21 protein-coding genes are annotated in these 22,500 nt (G+C 61.4%); 12 read left to right on the top strand and 9 right to left on the bottom strand.

Annotation, left to right across the window (positions count from 1 at the left end; genetic code table 11):
- Positions 1 to 47: 47 nt before the first annotated feature.
- The 4 genes from AC1DTQ_RS17590 to AC1DTQ_RS17605 all read left to right on the top strand — a co-directional run bounded on the left by AC1DTQ_RS17590 (position 48) and on the right by AC1DTQ_RS17605 (position 4,293).
- Positions 48 to 728: a response regulator transcription factor gene (locus AC1DTQ_RS17590; protein WP_477851460.1), complete on the top strand. Its 681-nt coding sequence runs from the start codon at positions 48 to 50 to the stop codon at positions 726 to 728.
- Positions 721 to 2,088, top strand: a complete 1,368-nt coding sequence (locus AC1DTQ_RS17595; RefSeq protein ID WP_477851262.1) for a sensor histidine kinase — start codon at positions 721 to 723, stop codon at positions 2,086 to 2,088. The genes AC1DTQ_RS17590 and AC1DTQ_RS17595 overlap by 8 nt, the downstream gene beginning before the upstream one ends.
- A gap of 155 nt (positions 2,089 to 2,243) precedes the next feature.
- Positions 2,244 to 3,059 (top strand): MipA/OmpV family protein, encoded by an 816-nt coding sequence (locus AC1DTQ_RS17600; protein WP_477851263.1) that lies wholly within the window; start codon positions 2,244 to 2,246, stop codon positions 3,057 to 3,059.
- Between the two features lie 286 nt (positions 3,060 to 3,345).
- A complete protein-coding gene (locus AC1DTQ_RS17605; protein WP_477851265.1) occupies positions 3,346 to 4,293 on the top strand; it encodes an MlaA family lipoprotein in 948 nt (315 codons plus the stop codon).
- A 100-nt stretch (positions 4,294 to 4,393) separates the two neighbouring features.
- On the opposite strand, the gene rnd is transcribed toward AC1DTQ_RS17605, so the two are convergent.
- Positions 4,394 to 5,488 carry a ribonuclease D gene (rnd, locus tag AC1DTQ_RS17610; protein WP_477851266.1) on the bottom strand — a complete coding sequence of 365 codons (1,095 nt, stop codon included), beginning with the start codon at positions 5,486 to 5,488 and terminating at the stop codon, positions 4,394 to 4,396.
- A gap of 111 nt (positions 5,489 to 5,599) precedes the next feature.
- On the opposite strand from rnd, the gene AC1DTQ_RS17615 reads away from it, so the two are divergent.
- The 3 genes from AC1DTQ_RS17615 to AC1DTQ_RS17625 all read left to right on the top strand — a co-directional run bounded on the left by AC1DTQ_RS17615 (position 5,600) and on the right by AC1DTQ_RS17625 (position 8,675).
- Positions 5,600 to 7,519 carry a formylglycine-generating enzyme family protein gene (locus AC1DTQ_RS17615; protein WP_477851462.1) on the top strand — a complete coding sequence of 640 codons (1,920 nt, stop codon included), beginning with the start codon at positions 5,600 to 5,602 and terminating at the stop codon, positions 7,517 to 7,519.
- A gap of 13 nt (positions 7,520 to 7,532) precedes the next feature.
- Positions 7,533 to 8,468: a M48 family metallopeptidase gene (locus AC1DTQ_RS17620; RefSeq protein ID WP_477851268.1), complete on the top strand. Its 936-nt coding sequence runs from the start codon at positions 7,533 to 7,535 to the stop codon at positions 8,466 to 8,468.
- 69 nt (positions 8,469 to 8,537) lie between these two features.
- Positions 8,538 to 8,675 (top strand): hypothetical protein, encoded by a 138-nt coding sequence (locus tag AC1DTQ_RS17625; RefSeq protein WP_477851270.1) that lies wholly within the window; start codon positions 8,538 to 8,540, stop codon positions 8,673 to 8,675.
- An 821-nt stretch (positions 8,676 to 9,496) separates the two neighbouring features.
- Here the strand turns inward: AC1DTQ_RS17625 and AC1DTQ_RS17630 are convergent.
- From AC1DTQ_RS17630 to gluQRS, 6 genes are all read right to left on the bottom strand, one after another.
- Positions 9,497 to 9,886 (bottom strand): hypothetical protein, encoded by a 390-nt coding sequence (locus AC1DTQ_RS17630; protein WP_477851271.1) that lies wholly within the window; start codon positions 9,884 to 9,886, stop codon positions 9,497 to 9,499.
- A gap of 14 nt (positions 9,887 to 9,900) precedes the next feature.
- Positions 9,901 to 10,872: a hypothetical protein gene (locus AC1DTQ_RS17635; protein ID WP_477851273.1), complete on the bottom strand. Its 972-nt coding sequence runs from the start codon at positions 10,870 to 10,872 to the stop codon at positions 9,901 to 9,903.
- Positions 10,873 to 11,081: 209 nt separating this feature from the next.
- Positions 11,082 to 11,822, bottom strand: coding sequence for an acetoacetyl-CoA reductase (phbB, locus tag AC1DTQ_RS17640; RefSeq protein ID WP_477851275.1), 741 nt, complete (start codon positions 11,820 to 11,822; stop codon positions 11,082 to 11,084).
- 84 nt (positions 11,823 to 11,906) lie between these two features.
- Positions 11,907 to 12,407, bottom strand: a complete 501-nt coding sequence (phaR, locus tag AC1DTQ_RS17645) for a polyhydroxyalkanoate synthesis repressor PhaR (protein WP_477851276.1) — start codon at positions 12,405 to 12,407, stop codon at positions 11,907 to 11,909.
- Between the two features lie 334 nt (positions 12,408 to 12,741).
- Positions 12,742 to 13,482: an acetoacetyl-CoA reductase gene (phbB, locus tag AC1DTQ_RS17650; RefSeq protein WP_477851278.1), complete on the bottom strand. Its 741-nt coding sequence runs from the start codon at positions 13,480 to 13,482 to the stop codon at positions 12,742 to 12,744.
- Positions 13,483 to 13,527: 45 nt separating this feature from the next.
- Positions 13,528 to 14,439 carry a tRNA glutamyl-Q(34) synthetase GluQRS gene (gene gluQRS / locus AC1DTQ_RS17655; RefSeq protein WP_477851280.1) on the bottom strand — a complete coding sequence of 304 codons (912 nt, stop codon included), beginning with the start codon at positions 14,437 to 14,439 and terminating at the stop codon, positions 13,528 to 13,530.
- 129 nt (positions 14,440 to 14,568) lie between these two features.
- Between gluQRS and htpX the strand changes: the two genes are divergently transcribed.
- Positions 14,569 to 15,450 (top strand): protease HtpX, encoded by an 882-nt coding sequence (gene htpX, locus AC1DTQ_RS17660; protein ID WP_477851282.1) that lies wholly within the window; start codon positions 14,569 to 14,571, stop codon positions 15,448 to 15,450.
- 354 nt (positions 15,451 to 15,804) lie between these two features.
- Here htpX and AC1DTQ_RS17665 read toward each other — a convergent pair whose 3' ends face one another.
- Together AC1DTQ_RS17665 and epmB are read right to left on the bottom strand one after the other, a co-directional pair.
- Positions 15,805 to 17,880, bottom strand: a complete 2,076-nt coding sequence (locus AC1DTQ_RS17665) for an EAL domain-containing protein (protein ID WP_477851284.1) — start codon at positions 17,878 to 17,880, stop codon at positions 15,805 to 15,807.
- A 114-nt stretch (positions 17,881 to 17,994) separates the two neighbouring features.
- A complete protein-coding gene (gene epmB, locus AC1DTQ_RS17670) occupies positions 17,995 to 19,032 on the bottom strand; it encodes an EF-P beta-lysylation protein EpmB (protein ID WP_477851286.1) in 1,038 nt (345 codons plus the stop codon).
- Positions 19,033 to 19,132: 100 nt separating this feature from the next.
- Between epmB and efp the strand changes: the two genes are divergently transcribed.
- The 4 genes from efp to AC1DTQ_RS17690 are packed head-to-tail and all read left to right on the top strand — an operon-like array spanning position 19,133 to position 22,497.
- Positions 19,133 to 19,699 (top strand): elongation factor P, encoded by a 567-nt coding sequence (gene efp, locus AC1DTQ_RS17675; RefSeq protein ID WP_477851287.1) that lies wholly within the window; start codon positions 19,133 to 19,135, stop codon positions 19,697 to 19,699.
- 4 nt (positions 19,700 to 19,703) lie between these two features.
- Entirely contained in the window at positions 19,704 to 21,041 is a 1,338-nt protein-coding gene (locus AC1DTQ_RS17680; protein ID WP_477851289.1) for a TRZ/ATZ family hydrolase, read from the top strand.
- 24 nt (positions 21,042 to 21,065) lie between these two features.
- The gene (gene ubiG, locus AC1DTQ_RS17685; protein ID WP_477851290.1) at positions 21,066 to 21,803 is read left to right on the top strand and encodes a bifunctional 2-polyprenyl-6-hydroxyphenol methylase/3-demethylubiquinol 3-O-methyltransferase UbiG; all 738 of its coding nucleotides are present in this window, start codon (positions 21,066 to 21,068) and stop codon (positions 21,801 to 21,803) included.
- A complete protein-coding gene (locus AC1DTQ_RS17690) occupies positions 21,793 to 22,497 on the top strand; it encodes a phosphoglycolate phosphatase (protein ID WP_477851291.1) in 705 nt (234 codons plus the stop codon). Before ubiG ends, AC1DTQ_RS17690 begins: the two co-directional genes overlap by 11 nt.
- Positions 22,498 to 22,500 lie beyond the last annotated feature (3 nt).

Consider the following 22,500-nt stretch of genomic DNA (forward strand, 5'->3'; position numbering starts at 1 on the left):
ACTGCGATTGAGCTTATGAGGAAGACAAGCACATGAATAACGAACCTTTGTCCATCCTGATCATTGAAGACAATGCCCAGCTCGCCGCGAACCTGTACGACTATCTGGCCGCTTGCGGACATAACCTGGATGCGGCGCCCGATGGACTGTCAGGGCTGCATCTGGCTTCCTCAAAGGACTACGACGCTATCTTGCTGGATTGGAACCTTCCCAGGCTCGATGGCCTCACGGTGCTGCGACGGTTGAGGCAAGAGGCGAAGAAGAAGGTGCCGATCATCATGCTCACCGCCCGGGATCAGTTGGCAGACAAGATCGACGGTTTCGAAGGAGGGTTGGACGACTATCTCGTCAAGCCAGTGGCCTTGCCCGAGATTGAAATCCGATTGCGCTCGTTGGTCAACCGCCTTAAACAATCGGCAGCCCCAGACGATGTGCTCACTGTGGGAGATCTGTATTTCGATATTAGAAAAGTGCAGGTGCGTCGCGGGGAGCGGAGCATTCCCATCACCCGCATTGGGCGTCGCCTGCTCGAAGTCTTGATGCGAGAAAGTCCCCATGTCGTAAGCCGGGCACGCTTGGAGCGGGCGGCGTGGGGAGACAGCGTGCCGGGCAACGACTTGTTGCGCTCGCACCTGTATGTATTGCGCCGGGCCATTGATCTTGAATCCGACAAACCGCTAATCCATACGGTGTCTGGTTCTGGCTACAGGATTTGCGAAGATGAGTAAGCTCACTACCCTGATCAGCAAACCGCGTAGTGTCCACTGGTGGATCAGTGTGGCGCTCATCGTCTTCGGATTGGCAATGATGGCGGCGTTGACCATCCAGAGCTTTAGTAGCCAACATCTGATTGAACACAAGTTCTGGGTAAATCTGCTCAAGGAAACTTCGGCTGAATATGCAGCGCGCGTGCGAGCGGGACAAAAAGACTCCCTCCCCAGTACTGGAATCATTCGATCCTGGTATGTCGAGAACAAGCAGGGTGCGTCGCAGGCACCCGACTATCTGGCTGATCTTTCCCCGGGGCTGTATTCGACCGAGGCTGGCTACACTCTGACTTCCTTTTTTACCGGCGAGACCACATTCACACAGAATGATGCGTTCGAGGACCATGGAAGTTTTCACGCCCTCATCGCCGACCTGCCTCCGGGCCGACTCATAACGATCATCGACGTAGCGCAGCTTGAGGATCAACAGAATAAGGATGCATTGACTGGTGTGCTCTGGGCAGGGTTCCTGGTCCTTTTTATTGGCGGGTTGATTTTCTGGCTTCATCTCAATCTTGTCAGGCCCGTGCGGGACTTGGCCCAGCGCATGCAAACCATCGTGCCGGGCGCTCCGGGTGCTCGTCTTCCCACGACCTATCCGCGGGAAGAAATCCAGCTGATCGCCCAGGCTAGTAATGCGCACTTGGAGCGAGTGGAGCAGTTCATCGAGCGCGAACGCAGCTTGTTGGATCAAGCGAGCCATGAGTTTCGGACACCGATCGCCGTGATTGCCGGAGCGGTGGACGTGCTCAAGCAGATTTCTCTTCCTGAGGCCTCCAAGCCCGTCCTCGGGCGCATTGAGCACGCGGTGGAGGACCTTTCGGAAACCATGGTGGCTCTGCTGTATCTGGCCCGCGAACCTTCATCGGGGCCTGAGCCGATGGAAATCACAGTGCTCCATGACTTGCTGCCTCGTTTGCTGGCCGACCATGAGCACCTTTTAGGCGATAAGCCGGCCAAGCTGCGCCTTGGCGATATGGAGCCCACTTTCATTGCCGCACCTGAGGCGATGGTGCGCATCGCGGTCAGCAACTTGATCCGCAATGCCGTGGAAAGCACGGAAGATGGCGAGATCGAACTCTCCTTGCGGGCCTGCATGATCTCCGTCACTGATTCGGGAAGCGGATTCAACCCGATTGAGGCGGCACGCCGCTATCGCGAAACCCTGCGCCAATCGGCGCCGATCCGGGGACAAGGTTTGGGTCTATTTCTGATTGGCCGGATCTGCGATCGGTTTAACTGGAAACTTACGATTGAACAAGCTGCTGGTGGCGGCACACGGGCAGCTTTGGATGTCTGCGCAAGCGTGGTCAATTTCTAAGCTGCCTAGACAGCGTTCGTTCAGTGGTTTGTGGGATTACGCGACATTTAGACGACATCGCCTCGTCATTCTGAGTGGGTTGGTCGCAGCGAACCGTGCCAAGGCATGGGGAAGCTCGCCAAGAAAGATCCCCCACCGAAGAGGTCTGGCGTCCCATGAAAAAAACACTTGTGGCTGTATTGTTGTTGGCTATGCCCTTTACCGCCCTGGCCCAGGTGGCTGATCCGCAGGAAGGCATTCCTGAGGAGGAAGGTCCGCATCAAGGGCCGCCCCGCTGGACGTTGGGCGTTGCCGCCGTAATCAATGACAGTCCATACGCTGGCGAAGGGACGCGCTTTATTCCAATCCCACTGATCGGCTTCCAAGGCGAGCATTTATTCTTCCGCGGGATGTCGTTCGGATGGCAATTTGTTGCGAACGATTCGTTCGAACTGGCTGCGGTGGCGAAGGGCAAGCTCGACGGTTTCAAAGTGAAAGATCTGGGTCGCAGTGAGCTGGCTGCCAACGGTATCGACTATCGGCTCTTAGAAGACCGCGACAGTGGCCTAGATCTTGGACTGAGTGCCAAGTGGAAGGGCGACTTCGGCGAGCTGGAAACCGAGATCGTAGCCGATGTGACGGACACGAGCGGTGGTCAGGAGGTCTCGCTGCAATACAGCTACGGTTTTGAAGTCGGCAAAGGCCAGCTGAGCCCGAATGTGGGCGCGAAGTGGTTGTCCGAAGACGCAGCCAATTACTACTACGGCACGCTCGATACGGAAGTGGCCCGCGGCGTCGTGGATTACAAACCTGGCTCGGTCGTCATACCCAGTGTCGGGGTCGCCTACTTCCGGCCATTGGGCGAGAAGTGGTCGCTGATGGGCTTCGCCAAATACGACTTGCTGCCTGATGAGATCACCGATAGCCCGTTGATCGAGGCCGACACCGACGGCTCATTCTCGGTCTTTGTAGGCTTCTCACGAGGCTTCTAAGTTGCGATTTGCCTGATGTCGATTTGAACAGAAACAAGAACAAAGCGCTTCTCCGCCGCTTTTGAGGAATTGCAATGCACGCTTACAAACTTAGCGGTCAAAACGAGCTAAGAAAAAGCCGCAACCTGCTTGTATTTCAAAACCTCCCCGATTTGCCCTCCTCTGGTTCCGACCGAAGCGGACCCGGCCACAATCTCTGGCTGCGGCGCGTGGCGTTGTGCTTCTTGCTGATCTCACTGGGCTTGGTTATCCACTCAGTGTGGAAAAGTCTGAGCGTAGTCGGCTAATGAAGCTGCTCGCCTGGAAGTTTGGTCTGTGCTTGACCCTAGCGGCAAGCTTGGTGGGCTGTGCGTCGGTTCCCGATAAACAACCGCCCGTAGCTAAGGTTTATATCGATAGCGCTGCGCTTTTGGTGGCCGGGCCGGAGCAGGCGCTGGGTGAGCCGCCTAGGCAGATCGAAGCCTACCCGGAACCGGTCGATCCCTCCCGCGAGGTTGACTCTGGGCAAACTGCCGAGACCGGGACGACAGCTGTGCTCCTGGGGCCTGTGGATCGCGAAGCTGTGGAAGACCCTGTGGCGCCATTAGTAGGGGCTGCAGCCGTCTATGATCCCTGGCAGCGCTTCAATCGCCGAATGCATCGCTTCAATAACGCGGTGGACAGGTCGGTGGCGCGCCCCGTGGCCAAGGTCTACGTGAACGTTGTGCCCGAGCCCGTGCGCTCGAGGGTCAGCAATTTTTTTGATAACTTGGGCCAGCCGGCCACTGCGGTGAATGCTCTGCTCCAAGGCAAGGTCAAGCATTCGGCCCAGGCGATGGGGCGTTTTCTCGTCAATAGCACGGTCGGTGTGGTCGGGTTCTTTGATCCGGCCAGCCGCATGAAAATTCCCGAGCGCGAGGAAGATTTCGGTCAGACCTTGGCGACATGGGGCTGGAGACGCTCTCGGTATCTCGAACTGCCCTTCTTTGGTCCCAGCACAGTGCGGGATGCGTTTGGCGTCGCAGGGGATTCGCCCTTGCAGCCGGTGTCGTATGTGGAGGCGGACAAGATCCGCATTGGATTGACGGCATTGAACCTGGTGGACATGCGAACACGTTTGATGGCCTTCGACTCGCTGCGGGATGAGGCCAGCGATGACTACCTGCTCGTTCGGGATACCTGGTCGCAGCGTCGCCATTTTCAGATAAGCGGAGACACGGACGGTGACGCGTCGCTGCCCGACTACCTGAAATAATGAATCGGTTCAGAGAGTCGGTGCTGTTGCCGTCGATCTGGGCCGTCAAGCATCTACGATGCAAGCGTAGCGCTCTCCCAGCTGACCCTAGGCGGCTGGACTAGCCCGTGACTTCACGCGGCGGACCGAGCAAAGGCGAAAGGAGAGGTTCCAGTTCGGCGCGACGCCAGCCGGATAGCGCGGCTGGCCAGTTTCCGGTTTCCTGCAGGGCTTCCAAATAGCGGCGCGACGCCAGGATGCCATCGGGCAGGCCGAGCTCCGCGCTGCGCGCCGAAACCGCATCCTGCAGGCGCTTCAGGGCATTCTTGTCGTCGCTGTTGGCGTTGCGTGCCCGCGGAGCCTGCAGCTCGTCGGCCAGCGGGGTGCTGAGCGCCTGCCAGATCGCATCGCCCAGTTTGCGTGGCGCCTTGGGGTGGGATTCGAGCTGCGCCTGCAGCTGGGCGCGGTCTGCAGGCGGTGTGCGCGCAAGGCCGGTGGCCAATTCGTTGTCCAGGATCCAGCTGCGCGGCTTGTCGCTGACCCGGGCCTGCGCGTCGCGCCAACGCAGCAAGCGCAGCAAGCGCAACTGGGCGTCGGCCTCCAGGAATTGCGCGCTGCGCATGGACAGGTGCGGCCAGCGCTCGCCTTCCTCGGTGGCGTTGGCCAGCATGCGCGCGCCGTCCTGATCCAACCATTCGCGCCGGCCCAAAGCGCGCAGGCGAGAGTCCAGCTCGCGATAGATCGCTCCCAGGTGCAGCACATCGTCGGCGGCGTATTCCAACTGCGAATCGCTGAGTGGACGGCGCAGCCAGTCGGAACGGGTTTCCCCTTTGACCAGAGCCACACCAGTGATTTCCTGCACCAGTTTCTGGTAACCCATGCCGCCACCCAGGCCGCACAGCGCGGCGGCGATCTGGGTATCGAACAGCGGCGCGGGCAGTACGCCGCAATCGTGCGACAGGGCGACCAGATCCTCGCTGGCGCTATGCATTACCTTCAGCACACCCGGATCGGCCAGCAGCGGCCGCAGCGCCTCGGCGATGCCGGGCGCCAGGGGGTCGATCAACAGTATTTCGTCGCCGATGGCCATCTGCACCAGGGCCAGCTGCGGCCAATAGGTGCGCTCGCGAACGAATTCGGTGTCCAGTCCCACCCAGGCGGGCGGGGACTGCAGGTGCACACGCAAGGTGGCGGGTTCATCTATCCAGAGGGGCACGAAATCTCCACGTGAATGCATCGGTTGCCGGCTCGGGCGACAATAGCCTAACTTCCGGCGTACCGTTCGGGGCCGATATTGTGGAGGAAGATGCACGCAACCCGGTACCCGATGCTGTTGGCGCTGCGCCTCGTGTCAAGAAGTGCGCTGTCAGCGGCTGCGCTGGCCTTATGTGCGCTGGCCGCGTGCACGCGCACGCCCGAAGCCCCGGTACAGCCGCCAGCTCATGTCGCCGAGGCCGTCGATCCGCGCCTGCCCAGCATTACCGTAAGCGGCGACGAGACGGGTGCGGGGGCGTGGAACTGGCAACCGCCTCGACGTGAACTGACCGCGCAAGACATTCCGGCGGCCAAGCGCGAGGCCGCAAGCGCGCTGGCGCAGAACCGGCTGTATGCCGAAGCCGGAGATGCGATTCCTTTGTACCTGGCGTTGAAAACGTTGGCGCCTGACGATCGCCAGGTCGCCGAGGGCCTGAAGAAGTCGCTGCGCGCATTGCTGAAACAAGGCGATGCCGCGCTGCGCGATGCCGGCGACGATGCCGATGCCCTGAGCCGAGCCGGTGAAATAGGAGCGGTGGCGCGGGCCCTAGCCCCGGACGAACCCACGGTCGCGGCCTATCTGGCGCAGGTGGATAACGCTGACCAGCTTTGGCGGTTGAATGCCGAAGGAGAGCGCTTGCTGCGCAGTGGGCAGATCGGTAAAGCGGGCGAGGCGGTACTGACTCCTTTCCGTGAGGTACTACGGTTGCAACCGGGGCAGGCACGCGCATTGCAGGGACTTGCGGCGAGCGAAAGCGCGATGATCCGGCGGGCCGAGGACGCGGCGGCGAGCAGCGACTTCGATGCGGCCTCGCGCTGGCTGGAGCTGGCGGCGGAGGTGCGCGGATCTTCCCCCACGAGATCGGCCCCCACTGGATCGACCCCGACAAGCTCGGCCCCCACCGTAGAAGACGCACGGCGGCGTGTCGGCGCCATTCGCGATGCGCGCATCGCGGCTTTGCGCGAACGCGGCATCGGCGATCTAGCCAGCATTCGCGGCCTGCGCACGGCAAGGGTATTGCTGGCTGAAGTGTTGCGCATCGCCGAGCCGGGCGATGCGGTGGCCGCCGATTTCCGGACGCGTATCGACCTGGCCACGCACTACGGTTTGTTCAGGCCCGGACAAGCGTTCACCGATGCCATGGCGGCCGGAGGGCGCGCCCCGGAAATGGTGGTGGTGCCGCACGGCGGTTTCCGCATGGGCGCAAGCGAAACGGAACTCGGTTCGGTGGAATCGGAGAAGCCCGCGCACTACGTGCGTTTCGACCGCGGTTTCGCCATGTCGCGCCAGGCCGTTACGGTGGGCGAGTTCCGGCGTTTCGTGCAGGCAACGCGTTATCGGCCCCGCGCCAGCCGGCGTGGGCATTCGGTCGTCTACGACGAGCGCAGCGGCAATTTCGCGCGCCGCAGCGGGGTGGACTGGCAATCGGACTATGCCGGAGCAAGGGCGGCCGACAGCCTGCCGGTGCTTCATGTCAGCGTGCGCGACGCCGAGGCCTATGCGCAATGGCTAACCGCGCAGACGGGTAGGAGTTATCGCCTGCCCAGCGAGGCGGAGTTCGAATACGCCGCGCGCGCGGGTACCCAGGGTCGCTACCCCTGGGGCAGCGGCGGACTGCCGACCGCGCGCTTCGGCAACCTGACTGGCGGCAATGATGTTTCGCCCAGTGGGCGGCACTGGAACAATGCTTTCGTTTCCTACGGGGACGGCTATTGGGGGCCTGCACCGGGCGGCAGTTATCTGCCGAACGCTTTCGGCCTGTACGACCTGGGCAGCAACGTCAGTGAATGGGTCAGCGATTGCTGGCACGCCAGTTACCGCCGCGCGCCGGCGGATGGCGCATCGTGGTTCAATCCCGGTTGCCGTTCGCGCGTGGTGCGCGGCGGGTCCTGGGCCAGCTCACCGACCCAGGCGCGTGCGGCATGGCGTTCGGCGTCGGATTCGGATATGACTAGTGCGCGGGTGGGTTTCCGCGTGGTGCGTGGCATCTGAACAGGAGAGGGAAATGAGGAACGACCCATTCGGCCAAGGCCGCTACGAGCAGCAGCAAGGCGCGCCGCGGCGACGCGGACTGTTCGGCAATGTGCGCTGGTGGATCCTGATCGCGTTCGCGGGTTATGCGGCTTTCAGCTGGTTCAGCAGTAAGGAGGTCGATCCTTATACGGGCGAAGACGCGCATTACGGCGCCACGCCGCAGGAAGAATCCGAACTTGGCACCCAGGCGTATCAACAGGTGCTCGGAGAAGCGCAGGCGCAGCGCGCGCTGTTGCCGGCCGACAACCAGACCAGCCAGCAGATCCGCCAGATCGCGCAGCGCCTGGTGGCGCGCGTGCCACAGGTAGCCGCGGACCTGGCCACTCTGCACCAGCAGCCGACGCCCGACCTGAGCAGCTACCAGTGGGACGTCAACGTCATCCAGTCCGACGAAGCGAATGCGTTCTGCCTGCCGGGCGGAAAGATCGCGGTCTACACCGGGCTCATACCCGTGGCCAAGAATGCCGACGCCATGGCGGTGGTGATGGGGCACGAAATCGCCCATGCCTTGCAACGGCACGGCGCGCAACGCATGGCGCAGCAAAAGCTGGTGCAGATGGGGCAAGTGGCGGCGGGTGTCTCCGGCATGGATCAATCCATGATGTCGGCCATTGGCGCGGCTACGCAGTACAGCATAGTGCTGCCTTACGGTCGCAAACATGAGAGCCAAGCCGATGAAGTAGGTCTGATGCTGGCGGCAGCGGCCTGCTTCAATCCGGAAGAAGCGATTCCATTGTGGGAGCGCATGTCGGAGCTGGGCGGGGGCGCACGTCCGCCGGAATTTGCCTCCACCCATCCCGACCCCGCCAACCGCATCCAGCATCTGCAATCGCTGATGCCGCAGGCCAAGCAGTTCTACGCGAAGTACTGCCAAGGCGCGGCAGCGGGTGCGACCGGCGGCAAGTGATGCGCGGCCCGCTCATGATCCTGACGTTGCTGCTTCTGCGAAATAAATGACGCGCAACAGGCCGGGCATATGATCGTGACCTTCGTCGATCCGGGCAAGCTGATGCGCATGACCGGCGGTTTGGGCCCGTTGCAGGGTATGGGCCTCAATGGCGCGCTGGAATGGCGTTTCGTGAAAGAAAAGGGCGGCACGCGCATCACCCTGTAGTGTCGCGCCGGCAGTTATACGCCGGACGACTTGAGCAAGTTCGTACCGGTGGTCGACCAGGTGCAGGGGTTGCAGCTGGGTGGATTGGCGAATTATCTGCGAAAACAGAATCCCAATCTGTAGGTCTCGCCGCTCCCTGCAAGGGCGAACGTAGGTTCTATATCCTAATGACGGCCAAGCACGCGCGCGAAGAAGCTTGAGTATGTATTCGTTGCGTGGCTCGCATTGTGTTTCTTGTGAAGGGTCAGACCGAACTTAGCGGGCACCGGTTGTAACCGGTGCCCGACGCCGTCTTATGGTCGGTGCGAAGTAGGGCAAGGACCGTCACCAAATTTCAGTCAGATTTTCACTTACGGTATTTTCGTAGTTATCCTTGGATACGGATAACGCGTTGTGCTCTGAGAGAACCAAGTCCATTTCGTTCCATCCCATCGAAAGACAGTTACCGTCTGGTCGCAATATCCAAGTAGTGCACTGCAAGTTGTAGCGGCAGTTGTAACGGTGTCGCCGACTGCCGGTGTTGCATATGCCAATGAGGGGGCAAGGCTCAACGCCAAGAACAATCCGAGAACAATTGAACGAATCGCGATCATGATTATCTTTCCTTGAAATTGGGGTTCGGCTCTTGACGTGTCTTCTGGGTGATCGTAAAAGTTCCATCCGCATTCTCGACCATGTAGGTTGTCGTCACATTGCATGTTGAACCACTACATACACGAATGACCATTACCGAGATGTCTCCAGTTGCGGCTATTGCCGCGCCGGACATGGCTACTAAGCCAAGCGTGATTGCTGCCGCAAAGCATTTTCCTCTCATTTCACTATCCTTCCGTTGGTGGTAAAAAGCTGTCTGTCGCACATGCATCGCTTGAACTGTCCGCACTTAAAGATTGAATCACTACTTCATGCCGATATGCAGATAAATGACCATATTTTCCTTCGGCCGACACGTTCACCTTAGCTAGCATCAATGTGCCGGGCTTGATGGCCTTCTTGGTGATTTCCTCTCTTGCCGCCTCTGGGTTTTTGATCCAGAAGGTATGAATTGGAGAGTTGCAATCAACAAATTCTTCTCTCTCAAATTCCTGCACATAGCGTCCTCGTAATATTGTGCCTGTCGGCTCAGGTTCGGTTGGCGGTAAGGAATTGGATTGGCTACATGCCGTGACCAAGGTCAAAAGAAACAAGGCCAAGGCCAATGAAATTCGCATCTCTCTCAATTCCTTCAATTAATTGGTTTTGCGAGGTTGTTTGACGCCACAACGCATGTCCCAGCTACGCGATCAGATGATCGAGCATCAACTAGCGCGCCCTCTGCCTCAGTGCTTGAGGGCACTCCTGACCAGTGCGTATGCTTGCGTTTTATCGATTCCCTTACCGCGCGTAATACCTCGGGCGAGGCCGCATCCATCGTCATCTGAGCAACGCGAACAAAATCGTTAGGCATAACAACGCCATTAGATTTAGCGATTGAATACAACGCCAAGAAGGTAGTTATGTCGTCCCTTCTATAAGGAGGCGTCCATAGCGACAGTTCGTCGGGTGCATATACATATAAGAGGGCCGGCATATTTTCCAAATCTTGGCGCTCGAGCATGTCGTTGACAATAGCGTTAGCCAGATTCCTGTAGTCGCTCCAATTCGAAATGTCCTCTACGAAATTTTCTCTGTCTAACAACGGATTAAATATAAGCCAACGCTTGAACCGAAAATCAGCGCCGGAAGCCAGCATCTTCTGATATTCGTAGCCCGCGTCCAACTCTTTTTCTGGCACTCCGGCACACATTTTTTCAATGCTTGTCTCTTCATTGAGCATGTTTGCTATCGCATCGATATGCGCGTCAGGAGCGTTGTCGCCAAGTGGCGCTATTGCGCCGATCATGGACGCAGATACCTTCGTTGCTCTTTTGCTCTGTATGCACCTTCCAAGATCAGTGGCAAGACGGCATGAGGCAGTCTTATCTCCAGCTAGCGCGCGTTGCTTTAGGGCGCGCACTACATTCATCACTTTCTCATCTGAAGGTGGCATCTCATAAGCAATTGGTTGTCTAGAAGTTGCTGCAGGTGGCGGTACTTCACGCACCACGCGAGGCGTTCCAAACAGGCTTGAAGCAGAGAAGTTCGAGTGCCTTCCCAGGAGAATTAAGACTATCGTGATCAGAATAATCGCAGCTGATACTGGTGCAAGTAGCTTCATTAAGTTCGCCTGAAGAATGCCAGCAATTTAGCTTTATACAGGAATTAGAAAGCCGTCAACATCGGCTTGGTAATGTGACTTTCTTATGCTTTCCATCTTTACGTCGCAGGCCACAAACTATCCGGTCAAGCTGTCTTGACAGTCGAGCTTACGTAGCCGACGCAGTACAACCCCGAGCGTGCACGGTCGTCGGGACGTAGTCCCGACTCCTAGAAGCTCATGAACAATCCGCCATTCACCGGCACGTTCGCGCCGGTGATGTAGCCGGCTGCGTCGTCGGTGAGGAATGCGACCGTGCGCGCGATATCGTTTGGCTTGCCCATGCGTCCGGCGGGAATGGCTGCGGTGATCTTGGCCAATACTTCGGTCGGCATCGCGCCGGTCATTGCGGTTTCTATGTAGCCCGGCGAAACGCTGTTGACGGTAATGCCTTTGGTGGCGACTTCGCGCGCCAGCGACATGGTGAAGCCGTGCAGTCCGGCTTTCGCGGCCGCGTAGTTGGTCTGGCCAAAATTGCCGGTCTGACCACTGACCGAGCTGATGTTGACCACCCGTCCGAAACCACGCGACTGCATGCCAGCCACAGCATGTCCGCAAAGATTGAATGCGCTGCCCAGATTCACGTCCAACACCGCATCCCACTGTCCGCGGTCCATCTTGCGCAAGGTCGAGTCGCGGGTGATGCCGGCGTTGTTGACCAGGATATCCAGCGAGCCGTGGAGGCTTTCGATATCGCGCACCAGCGCGCCGCAGCTTTGGTAGTCGGCGACGTCGGCCGTGGCGAAGTGGATGTCATGGCCTTCCACTTCCTGCCTGAAAGAAGCGATTCGCTCTTCCCGGGAGTCCAGATCGACGGCAATGACGGTACGCCCGGCTTGCGCCAGGGTCTTACAGATTTCCGTTCCCAAGCCACCGATGCCGCCGGTGACCACCGCTACACGCTTGCTCATGCTTCTATTCCCTTACTTCTATTTCTTCGACATTAAAAAAGCCCGCACAGCGATGTGCGGGCTTTGCGTGTGCGATTTGCTGCTTCAGCGCGTACGCGATTTCGGCGCTTCGCGCTGCGGCGTTTCCGGCTTTACCGTCGGCCGGCCCAGGCCGCCGCTCAGGTTGCGCTGGAATTCCTGCCACAGCTCCATGTTGCGTTCGGTCAGCTGGTTCATCATGGTCCAGGGTGTCTGTCCCAGCATGCCGCCCATCTGCTGGCGGAATTGCTGCTGCTGCTCCATGAACAACGTCATGCTGCGCTCCAGGTAGTTGCCCATGAAGCCCTGCATAGAGTCGCCGTAGAAACGGATAATGTGGCTGAGCAGCTGCGTGGACAGGATCGGCTCGCCGTCCTGTTCTTGCTCGGTGATGATCTGCAGCAGCACGGTGCGGGTAAGGTCGTCGCCGGTCTTGGCGTCGCGGACTTCGAAATCCTCGCCGTCGACGATCAGCTGGCGGACGTCCTCGATAGTGATGTAGCTGGAAATCTCGGTGTCGTACAGACGGCGGTTCGGATACTTCTTGATGATGCGGATCGCAGCCATTGAGCAATCACTCTAAATCGATTGAGGTGCAGCATGACGCAGCGCAGCAGTGCTTGCAACTGCCGGAGGACGGGGCTGGCCTGTTCAGGGAGGAGGAAAATGCTGCGCAGCATTTTTAGATCGATGTAGGCCCGAGAGGCAAGGCCGGGTAGCCGAATCCGCCGACATCGTCATCCCAGCGAAAGCTGGGATCCATCTTGATTTTGGGCTGAGGATAATCGGCGGTTTTGAAGCAAGGGCAAAATGGATCCCAGCTTTCGCTGGGATGACGGGGTCTCAAGATGGTAGGGCTGAGACAGGAGGGGGCTTGCGTAGCCCTCCCGAAAACGTGTGCCTACCAACCCATGTACTGCCCGCCATTGGCGGACAGGTTGGCGCCGGTGATCCAGCTGGCTTCATCGGGGATGAAGAAGGACACCGCGTAGGCGATCTCCTCCGGGCTGCCCAGGCGGCCAGTGGGAATTTGCGCGACGATCTTGTTGCGCACTTCCTCGGGCACCGCCATCACCATGTCGGTGCCGATGTAGCCGGGCGATACCGTGTTGACGGTAATGCCGAACTTGGCGTTTTCCTGCGCCAGGGAAATGGTGAAGCCATGCATGCCGGCCTTGGCTGCTGCGTAGTTGGCTTGGCCGTATTGGCCTTTCTGGCCGTTGATCGAACTGATTTGGATTACGCGGCCCCACTTGCGTTCGCGCATGCCCTCGATCACCGGACGGGTCATGTTGAATACGGAATTGAGGTTGGTGTTGATGACCTCGTTCCAGTGCTGCGAGGTCATGCGGTGGAAGGTGGTGTCGCGGGTGATGCCGGCGTTGTTGACCAGGATATCGACCGGGCCGAGCTTGGATTCGACCTCGCGCACCAGCCCTTCGGCTTCCTCCGGGGAAGACACATCGCCCTTGACGGCGGTGATGTCGTAGCCCTGGTCGCGCATCTGTTGCAGCCAGATTTGGGTCTTTTCCTCGTTGCGGTAGTTGGTGGCCACCTTGTGGCCCATGTCGGCCAGTTTCTTGCAGATGGCGCTGCCGATACCGCCGGTGCCGCCAGTCACCAATGCGACGCGTGCTGTCATGTGGGGGTTCCTGTTCCCGCCGGAAAGCGACGGTCTGCAAGGATTCTAGACAGCGTTGGCGTCAGGCGCGTTGTGCAGTGCAGCGAGTGATAAAGATGTCGCACGCGGCAGTCGTTCCGGGGCAAAGGACGCCCGTGCCGACGCCAGGAAGGAGGGCGCATCGACGCTCGTCTCGATCGCTGAGCAGGCCTGCCCCAGCGCTTGCCAGGCTGCGCGGAGTGCCGGCAGCGGATCGCCCGCATCGACGGCAGGAGCCTCGGACGACTTGGATAATTTCTGGCCGCCGGCATCGACGATGAGCGGCAGGTGCAGATAGCGCGGCGTCGGCAGTCCCAATGCCTGTTGCAGCAGGATCTGGCGCGGGGTGGAATCGAGCAGATCGGCCCCGCGTACGATATCGGTCATGCCCTGCGCGTCGTCGTCGACCACCACCGCCAGCTGGTACGCCCATAAACCGTCGGCCCGCTTCAGAACGAAATCGCCGACCTCGCGCCATACGTCCTGGGCGAGGCCGCCTTGCAGACCATCTTCGAAAGAAACCGTGGCGCCTGGTTGCACGCGTAGGCGGATGGCCGGATTCGCACGCTGCGCCTTGCCTACGCAGTGGTGGTGGATGCCATCGCTTGCCGCCAGATCGGTACGGCTGCAATGGCAGGCGAAGGCCTTTCCCTCGGCCAGCAATCGATCCAGCGCGGTCTGGTAGAGATACGAACGCCGGCTTTGCCATTCCACTGCGCTATCGGAGCGCAGGCCGAAGGCGTCGAGAGCGGCGAGTTGTTGCATGGCGGCGCCGGCGACTTCGCGCGGTGGGTCCAGGTCTTCCATCCGTACCCACCATTCCCCGCCGGCCTGGCGCGCCAGCAACCAGCTGCCCAACGCAGCCACCAGCGATCCGAAATGCAGCGGACCGGTCGGCGAGGGCGCGAAGCGTCCGCGGTAGGAGGAGGTGTAGGGCATGGAAAGTTATTTCGGAAAGCTGAATCGTCGGTCAGTAACGCGCTTGAATTCAACTGCCGTCAACCGCAGATCGGAATTCGAGCGGCCATCTTGGTCCGCGCTTGCCATACGAATCTCCCGGAGTCCGTCGTGTTCAACCGTATTGCGCTGTTCCTTGCCACCAACCTGGCGGTGATGCTGCTGGCGGGCGTGGTCATGTCGCTGCTGGGCGTCAATCCTAATCAGATGAGTGGATTGCTGGTGATGGCGGCGATCTTCGGCTTCGGCGGATCGATCATGTCGCTGCTGCTGTCCAAGACCATGGCCAAGCGTGCTACTGGGGCGCAGGTCATCGCGCAGCCGCGCAACGAGGGCGAGCAGTGGCTATTGGCCACGGTACAGCGCCAGGCGCAGGCTGCCGGCATCGGCGTGCCGGAAGTGGCGGTGTACGACGCGCCGGAGATCAACGCGTTCGCGACCGGCGCCAATCGCAACAAGGCATTGGTGGCGGTGTCGACGGGATTGTTGCGCAGCATGAGCCGCGACGAAGCCGAAGCCGTGCTGGGCCATGAAGTCAGCCATGTCGCCAATGGCGACATGGTCACCATGGCCTTGCTGCAGGGCGTGCTGAACACTTTCGTGATCGTGCTGGCGCGCGTGGTCGGCGGCATCATCGACAGCTATCTGTCCGGCAATCGCGAGAGCCGCGGTCCGGGCCTCGCTTACTACCTCATCGTCATGGCGTTGGAACTGGTGCTGGGTCTGTTCGCCACTATGATCGCGATGTGGTTCTCGCGCCGTCGCGAATTCCGCGCGGACGCCGGCGGCGCTTCGCTGGCCGGTCGCCAGAAGATGATCGCGGCGCTGGAGCGGCTGGATGCCAGTCATCGGCCGAGCACGTTGCCGGCGCAGGTGGAGGCTTTCGGTATCGCCGGCGGTATCGGCCAGGGCCTAAAGAAACTGTTCCTGAGCCATCCGCCGATGCAGGAGCGGATCGCCGCTCTGCGCAACCAGGCCAGCGTAGTCAGCTGATCCAGGCGGCTGCTTCGGTAAGAAAAAAGCCCGCTGCAAGGCGGGCTTTTTTCTGGGTATCCGGAATCCAATGTGCAATCGCACCCTTCTCCCGCTAGCGGGAGAAGGTGGCCGACAGGCCGGATGAGGGTAAACGGAGCCGCAAATGTTTGGCTTGGCGTCGGTGCATCGAGTGTGGAAAGGCCAATTCCACACTCGACACGATCTGGATACTGATAGGAATCGACTCCGGTTTTCCCTCACCCGCCTTCGGCACCCTCTCCCGCAAGCGGGAGAGGAGTTCGACTTCGATTTCACTTTTTCTTTCCCACACTTGAATCCAGATACCCGTTTTCTTGGCTCACGGCGCGAGAATCAGGAGAAGTCGTAGTTCATCAAGCCCGAAGGCGCGGCCAGGAAGAACCCTTCCACGTAGTCCACTCCCGCACCGAACAGGAAGCTCATGGTGGCCGCGTCCTGCACGTATTCGGCGATGGTATGCATGCCTTCGGCGCGGGCGCGTTCGGCGATTTCACGGATCTTGGGCTGGTGCTCGGCCATCTTGGTCTGGTCTTCGGTGAAGCCGCGGTCGATCTTGAGGAAGGTCGGTTTGAAATGCGCGAGCAGCTGGAACGAGTCCAGTCCGGAACCGAACTTCTCCAGCCCCACCTTGCAGCCCAGGCGCGAAGCGCCGGCCAGAAACTCCTGCGCTTGCCGCAGGTGGGTAAACACCTTGGCTTCCTGTACTTGCAGCCAGAGCCGTTCGCCGGGCACGCCATGTTCGGCAAGCTGCTGCTCGATCAGCGATAACAGGCGATCGTCGGCGAAAGAGAACGGGCTGACCTTGACCAGCATCCGCGCCTCGTGGCCGGCGCGCATGCGTTCGCCCAGTATCTGGATGGAGCGCTTGGCTACCCAGCGGTCCAACGCATCCAGCATGCCTTCGTCTTCGGCGATGCCAAGGAAGGCGTGCGGTTGCACCAGTTCGCCTTCGTTCTCCAAGCGCAGGAAAGCCTCATAGAACTCGCCCGGCTCGCCTTGTAGGCTGACCACCGGTTGGAAGTGCAGGGCGAAGCCGTCGTTTTCCAGGGCTTCCCGCATCAGTGTGACCCAGCTCTGCACGCGCTCTTCCTCGGCACGATCGACTGCGCCGGGGTCGAAGATCTCGCTGCGGTTGCCGCCCAGCGCGCTCGCGCTTTGCAGGCTTTCGTTGGCGCGGTTGAGCACCTGGCCGACGGTGGCGATCTTCTCGCCGATCTGCACGCCGCCGATGCTGGCGGTGATGACGGCCGAACGCCCGCCGACGCTGATCACGTGCGAGGCGAAGGCGGCGCGCACGCGCTCGCTGAGATCGTCGGTCTGCGCGTGGTCGCCCTTGAGCAGCACGGCGAAACTGCGTTCGCCAAAACGGGCAGCGGTGGTATTGGCAGGCAGCGTTTCGCTGAGGCGCGCGGCCAGTGCGGCGATCAATGCGTCGGCCGAATCCAGTCCAAAATCCTGCAGCAGGCGCTGATAGTGGTCCGGCTCGACCAACAGCAGGGCATGCTGGCCTTCGCCACGCGCGGCCTCGCTGACCACGTTTTCCAGCGCATGCAGGAAAGTCGAACGGTTCAGCAGGCCGGTGACCATGTCGCGCTGACGCAGACCTTCGACCTCGCGCGCCAGCTCCGGATCCTGTTCGAATTCGCGGCGGCGGAACACCACTTGCACGCAGGACTCGCCCTCGTAGCTGGCGGTGGCGAATTCGAGCGACGCGGGGAAACTTTGCCCTTCCAGTGTTCTCGCTTCCAGCTCGAAACGCGCCGGCGCCTCGCCCTTGCTGAGCTTCTTCAACAGTAGTTTGAAGTCGGCCACGTACTGCGGCGCGACCAAATCCAGCAGCGACAGGCCTTCCACGTCTTCGAACGACTCGAAGCCGAACATCTCCAGGTAGGCCTCGTTGGCGCGGATGTGCATGCCTTCATGGATGTAGGCGATGGGGTCGCGCGAGGAAGCGATCAGGGCGTCGCAGCGGCGCTCGGTCTCGCGCAGCTGGGCTTCCAGCAGACGCAGGGCGCGGCGTGCTTCCAGGTCCGCCCATTCCGACTGCAGCACCTTGAGCAGGTGTTCGTTGCGGCCGCGCAGGGCGATGGCGCGGGCACCCAAGGCCAAATCGCCGATAAGTCCGGCTTCGTCGATGGCATCCGCCAGCACGATCACCGGGATGTCCTTGCCGCTGGCGGCCACCTGCGCCAACACGGTTTCGAGCGAGATCGCACGCGAGGACTTGGCGGCCAGGACCATGTCGATGGGCTGGGAAGCCAGGGTCGCGGCCAGTTCGGCCACATCGAGCGGGCGGTGGGGACGGATGGCGATGCCGCCATTGCGGAATGCGCTGACGACCGCTTCGGCGTCTTCGCCGCTGTCGTCGACGATCATCAATCGAATCGTGGTGTCTTTGCCGATCTGCATGCAGCGTATCCGCCGGGGGAGCGGGTTTAATACACGATGAGTGCGGGGGCGTCCATCTTGGATATCGCCGAAGTGGGCGATCAGTCGCGCCTTGGGCGCTAACAGGCCCTAGGGTCAGAGCGGACGCTTTCCCGTATCCCCGGCTACCTCACGCACCAGCCTGGGTACCAGATAGCCGGAGACGCGGGCGGCGAGGGCGGCATGCAGACTTCTGGCTTCTTGATCCGGAACCTCGAAATGGGCGACGCCGGCCACCCGATCCAACTGGTGCAGGTAATAAGGCAGCACACCAGCCGCGAAACTACGCTCGCCCAATTCGGCCAGGGCTTCGACACTGTCGTTGACTCCGCGCAGCAGTACGGCCTGGTTGAGTAGCGGTGCGCCGGTACCGCGCAAGCCGGCCAGTGCGGCATCGACCTGGGCGTCGAACTCATTGGCATGGTTGGCATGCAGCACGACCGCTACCGGCCAGGGCAGACGGGCCAGCCATTCGAGCAGGCCGGCGTCTACGCGCTCCGGCAGGACGACAGGAAGACGGGTGTGGATGCGCAGGCGCTTGAGGTGCGGAATGGCCCTTAGCGCTTCGGTGAGTTCGGCCAGCTTGGAGGTGGCCAGCGACAAAGGATCGCCGCCGGACAGGATCACTTCCTCGATGCTGGCGTCGGCGCCGATCGATTCCACCGCCTCGCGCCAGCCTGCGCGCGCGGCGGTTTGTTCCGCATAGGGGAAATGGCGGCGGAAACAATAGCGACAGTTCACCGCGCAGCTGCCCGTGGCCACCAGCAAGGCCCGGCCGCGGTACTTCTGCAGCAGCCCGGTGCCTGCGCGCGCGGCGACATCGCCCACGGCATCGAGCGATGCGAAGCCCGCAACTACGCGCATTTCGTCGTCCAGCGGCAAAACCTGGCGCAACAGCGGGTCGCGGGCATCGCCCTTGCGCATGCGGGCCACGAATCCGCGCGGCACCCGCAGCGGAAACTGCGCGGCGGCCTCGTCGGAGATGCGGTCGGCGAGCGCCTCAAGCCCCAGCATTGAGAGCAATTCCCGCGGGTCGCGCACGGCTTCGCGCCACAACTGTTGCCAGTGGGCGGGCTGCAATGGGGTCGGCTGGGCAGGGCTGGCGTGTAAGGAAACGGTGGCTGCAGGTATCATGGCGGTCTGAAAGCAAGCGCCTGCCGGTCCCGGCGGGCTTCCCATTCTATCCGGCCGGCCGCTGTACGCGGCGGGCTTGCCACACCTCAGGAGTTTCCCCATGGCCAGCTATGGCATGAACGACGTCAAGACCGGTCAGAAGATTCTGGTCAACAACGAGCCCTGCGTCATCACCGAGACCGAATACGTCAAGCCGGGCAAGGGCCAGGCCTTCACCCGCATCAAGTACCGCTTCATCAAGTCGGGTCGTGTGGTGGAAATGACCATGAAGGCGACCGACGACGTGGAAGCGGCCGACGTGGTCGACACCGACATGCAATTCCTCTACGCCGATGGCGAGTACTGGCATTTCATGCAGCCGGAAACCTTCGAGCAGGTCCAGGCCGACAAAATCGGCGTGGGCGACGCGGCCAAATACCTGAAGGGCGAAGAGCAGTGCGTGGTGACCCTGTGGAACGGCGTGCCGATCCAGGTGACTCCGCCTAATTTCGTCGAGCTGAAGATCGTCGAGACCGACCCCGGCGTGCGCGGCGATACCTCCGGCGGCGGCGGCAAGCCGGCCACGCTGGAAACCGGCGCGGTCGTGCGCGTGCCGCTGTTCGTCGGCCAGGACGAGATCATCAAGGTCAACACACGTACCGGCGAGTACGAATCGCGAGTGAAATAAGCAAATGACAGAGGCCGCCCGCGAAACCTGCGACCTCCTTATCGAAGCCGGCTTCGTAGTGCCGGTGGAACCGCACGGCGTGGTGCTGGAAGACCACGCCGTGGCCGTTTCGGACGGGCGAATCGTAGCGATCCTGCCCACCGTCGAAGCGCGCACGCGTTTCGACGCGACCGAGGTCGTGTCGAGACCGGAAGCCGCGCTGATTCCCGGACTGGTCAACGCCCACGCCCACAACCCCATGACCTTGCTGCGCGGCGTCGCCGACGACCTGCCGTTGAAAGTCTGGTTGCAACAGCACATCTGGCCGATCGAAGCGGCGGTGATCGGACCCGAGTTCGTCGCCGACGGCGTGACCCTAGCCATCGCCGAGATGCTGCGCGGCGGCACCACCTGCTGCAACGAGAACTATTTCTTTCCGGATGTGCAGGCTGCCACCTACAAGCGCTACGGGTTCCGCGCGCGCGTGGGCCTGCCGGTGATCGATTTCCCGACTGCCTGGGCCAAATCGGACGACGAATACTTCGACCGTGCCGGCGAAGTCCACGACCAGTGGCGCGACGACGCGCTCATCGCCACCGCATTCGCGCCGCACGCACCCTATACCGTGTCCGATGCCAACTTCGAACACATTCGTATGCTGGCCGACCAGTTGGATCTGCCCGTGCACCTGCACCTGCACGAGACTGCGCAGGAAGTCGAACAGTCGCAGCAGAAACACGGCCAACGCCCCATCGCTCGCCTGGACCGGCTGGGGCTGATCAACGACCGCCTGATCGCAGTGCACATGACCCAGCTGACGGAAGCCGAAATCCATCTCTGCGCCGAACGCGGCGTGTCGGTGGTGCATTGCCCCGAATCCAACCTCAAGCTCGCCTCGGGTTTCTGCCCCGCCTGCGCCTTGCAGCGCGCGGGCGTGAACCTGGCCATCGGCACCGACGGCGCGGCCAGCAACAACGATCTGGATATGTTCGGCGAAACCCGCACCGCGGCGATCCTGGCCAAGGCCGTGGCCGACGATGCCGCCGGTTTCGATGCCTTCAGTGCGTTGCGCGCGGCCACGCTGGGCGGAGCCAAGGCGATGGGTTTCGACCACTTGGTCGGTTCGATCGAGCCTGGCAAACAGGCCGACTTGGTTTGCGTCGATCTTTCCGCGCTCGAGACCCAGCCGCTGCATCATGTGGTCTCGCAACTCATTTACGCGACCGGGCGCCACCAGGTCAGCGATGTCTGGATCGCTGGAAAGCCCAGGCTGGCCAAGCGCGAACTTGTCGATATGGATCTGGCCGGAATACTGGCCAACGCCCGGCAGTGGCAGGCGCGCATCGCCAAGATCGTGCGTTGACCCTAACCTGGAAGGAAGTTTCAGATGACTCGCTCCACCGCCGGCACCAACGACAACTTCGACCAGGCCGAGCTGGACAAATTCGGCGCGCTGGCCAATCGCTGGTGGGATCCGCAAGGCCCGCAAAAGGCGTTGCACGCGCTGAACCCAGTACGGCTGGACTATGTGAAGCAACGCATCGCCCTGCGCGACGCGACGGTACTGGACGTCGGCTGCGGTGCCGGCCTGCTCAGCGAAGCCCTGGCCAGGGAAGGTGCGCGGGTCACCGCGACCGACCTGGCGCCGGAACTGATCAAGGTCGCCAAGCTGCATAAGTTGGAATCGCAGATCAGCGTCGATTACCGCCTGCAGTCGGTGGAGTCGCTGGCTGCCGAGCAGCCGGGCTGCTTCGATGCGATCACCTGCATGGAAATGCTGGAGCACGTTCCTGACCCATCCGCCATCGTCGCCGCTTGCGCAAGCTTGCTGAAGCCGGGCGGACGATTGTTCCTTTCCACGCTCAACCGCACGCCGGTCGCCTTCGCGCTGGCCATCGTCGGCGCCGAATACGTGGCCCGGCTGCTGCCCAAGGGCACGCACCACTACCAGGATTTCATCAAGCCTGCCGAGTTGGCCGCCTGGTTGCGCGCGGCGGGCCTTCAGTTGGAGGACGTCAGCGGCCTGGCCTATGAACCCTGGCGCAACGCGGCGCGCATCATCGGTCGCACCGATGTGAACTATCTGGCCTGCGCGATAAAGCCGGGAATCGGAAATGGGGAATAGGGAATTGGGGAGGCAGGCGACCGGCTTTTCGTTCCCTCGCGCCGTATTGTTCGACCTGGACGGCACATTGCTGGACAGCGCGCCGGACATGCTGGCGACCGCCAACCAGTTGCGCGATGCGCAAGGACTGGCGCCGATGGCGCTGGCGCAGATCCGTCCGCATGTGTCCAAGGGTTCGCGGGCAATGCTGGCCGCGGCTTTTCCGCATCTGGCGACTGCCGAGCGCGAAGCGATGGTGCCGCTATTTCTGGAAATCTATCTGCAGCAACTGGGCAGGCACAGCGTGTTGTTCGCGGATATCGACGCGATGCTCGCGGCGCTGGAAGCCGATGGCGCTGCGTGGGGCATCGTCACCAACAAGCCCGAATACCTCGCCCGCGAAATCCTGCCGCAGCTCGGCTGGGAAACCCGCTGCGCGGTATTGATCGGCGGCGATACCCTGGCGGAGAAGAAACCGCATCCGCTGCCGTTGCTGGTGGCCGCCGAGCGCATGGGCTTCGCCGCCGGCGACTGCGTCTACGTGGGCGACGACGAACGCGATATCCAGGCGGCCCGTGCTGCGGGCATGCCTTCGATCGCCGCCCTGTGGGGATATCGCCAGGATCACGAGGATCCTGCGCAGTGGGGCGCGGACGCGACGCTGCAGTTTCCCTCCGACCTGCTGGATGTCCGCAACTGGCCGCAATCCGTGTAGGAG

The sequence above is a fragment of the Pseudoxanthomonas sp. P4_B2 genome (assembly GCF_056402315.1).